2 protein-coding genes are annotated in these 1,979 nt (G+C 40.6%); one reads left to right on the plus strand and one right to left on the minus strand.

The window, feature by feature from the left end; genetic code table 11:
* Positions 1-351: 351 nt before the first annotated feature.
* A complete protein-coding gene (locus QUA44_RS30420; protein WP_333255328.1) occupies positions 352-1,302 on the plus strand; it encodes a hypothetical protein in 951 nt (316 codons plus the stop codon).
* A 55-nt stretch (positions 1,303-1,357) separates the two neighbouring features.
* Here QUA44_RS30420 and QUA44_RS30425 read toward each other — a convergent pair.
* On the minus strand, positions 1,358-1,979 hold a 622-nt coding region (locus QUA44_RS30425), incomplete at its 5' end, for an IS4 family transposase (protein ID WP_333310102.1).

Below are 1,979 nucleotides of genomic sequence, written 5' to 3' on the forward strand. Positions count from 1 at the left end.
CCCTCATTCTCTCCTAGCGCGGTGGCTCTAGTTCTTCTTTTGCCACCGTTCTCATCTTTGGTTAGTCTAAACTACAGATATAAGCCTACCTAAAAAAACAGAATAACCAGATACCCCAGATACCCGACTTCCCCAAGAAGTCGGGTATCTATAGCATTTCTCACTCTCGATTAGGTATAGATCGATAGATCCCGCAATCCTTCAATCCCCACTCTAAAATCTAAAATATAAAATCTAAACCTGTACCTCACCTTTTTGAGAAAGGCTATAATAGCTAGTCGGTCTTGACATCAACAGACTTTGGCGGTTAACGTTGGAAAAAAATGTTTCAATGTTGTAAGGGAGAGAGCAATGAACGACTTTTTAGATAGCTCGATCAGTCGGCAGACATTTGATACGCAGGCTTTGATGAATTCTCACCCACCTAAATTTTACAACCCTAACAAGCAGATCGTTTATGATATTTGTTGTCCACCTGGATGCACTCATCGGGGTCAATTAGCATTTTCCCGATGGTACGCAATGCCTTTTCCAGAATATCTTTCTCCTCTGGAACATCAGACCGATCTTTCTGAGCGAAAGGCATACTTTGGGTACGAGCCATCCCAAAATAGCACTGAGATGGAGTGGTATCTCAATTTCGCTCATTGCGAGCTTTTTTGTGCTTATGGTGGTTCGCTATTTGCCCAAGACGAAATGCAGGTAGCTGAACATCCAGCACTCAGTTCACTGCGAGAAGCTTTACTAGATTCCAACATTAAGCCATTAACAGTGGAGAGTCAACAACCCACCCCGATCCTGATTCGTGGGGTGGAACGGAGGTGTGCGATCGCTACCGATCGCAATTCAGAACAGGGGCGACCTTTTGGTCTTTACGGCAATAACTTTGGACGAGCTACATCAGATGCGATCGCACAAGCGACAAAACCTCTAAACCCGCCTACAATCACAAACATCATTGCGATAGAAGCTCCTTCCTATGGCGAGGGTTCTTATAGCATTGCACAAATTGAATACATTCTTAAAACAGCGTTCACTGGATTTTGTGCAGCACGAATTGAGTCACAGTTAGAGTCGGCTCAAACACCAACTTTGATTATTCATACAGGCTTCTGGGGATGCGGAGCTTACGGTGGTAATCGTGTCTTGATGGCTCTTTTGCAACTGTTGTCCGCTCGTCTCAGTCAAGTGAATTGTCTAGTCTTTCATACCAGCGATGCTACGGGAAGTCAGGATTTGGCAACTGCTCAACAAATACTCGATCGGGATTTAGTACCTGATGATTCACCGCAGAAGTGTTGAACGCTTATTGATAGGATTCGGAAAATAGACATACTAATCCTATAAAATGCTGATTTCAGCAATTGAAAACAAGTTCCTTAAACCAGTGAATATAGCTGATTTTCTCACACATAAAAGCCTGTAAATATCGTAATTTGTCTAAGAGTTTATTTCCAATTTCATCAGGAACTTCAACTAACTGAAGCAACAAATAACAAATCAAACAGGCATAGATTTGGATCTTGATTCCATTAGTATTTTTAGTAATTATACGAGCCAATTTTAAATGCATTTTTAAAAATTTCCACAGCAATTCAATCTGCCATCGTCTGCGATAAATTTCTCCAATTTCTTCATTAGTGTATGCTAATTTTCCTGATTCAGGTAAATTAGTGACAAACCTAAATTCAGTTCGTGTTTCTAAATCTGAAAAAGTCACTAATCTTACTTGAACTTTTCGTTTGTTACTCCACACTTCATAAGTTCCATCCTCCTTCATGTTGATAGTAGAATTATTCTTAATTCGTAGGACAAAATATTGATTTTCTTGTTTCATTAATGCTTGAACGCGTTCAGAGCTAGAAAAACCTCTATCCATTACAGCGACTCCATTTTGAGGTGTGGCTGCTATAGTTTCATCTCCATGCTCACTGTCATGACCTTGGCCAAAATGAATGTGTACTCCATCAATTATTCCC

Origin of the sequence: Microcoleus sp. N9_A2 (assembly GCF_036701775.1) — a bacterium.
GTDB lineage: Bacteria > Cyanobacteriota > Cyanobacteriia > Cyanobacteriales > Microcoleaceae > Microcoleus.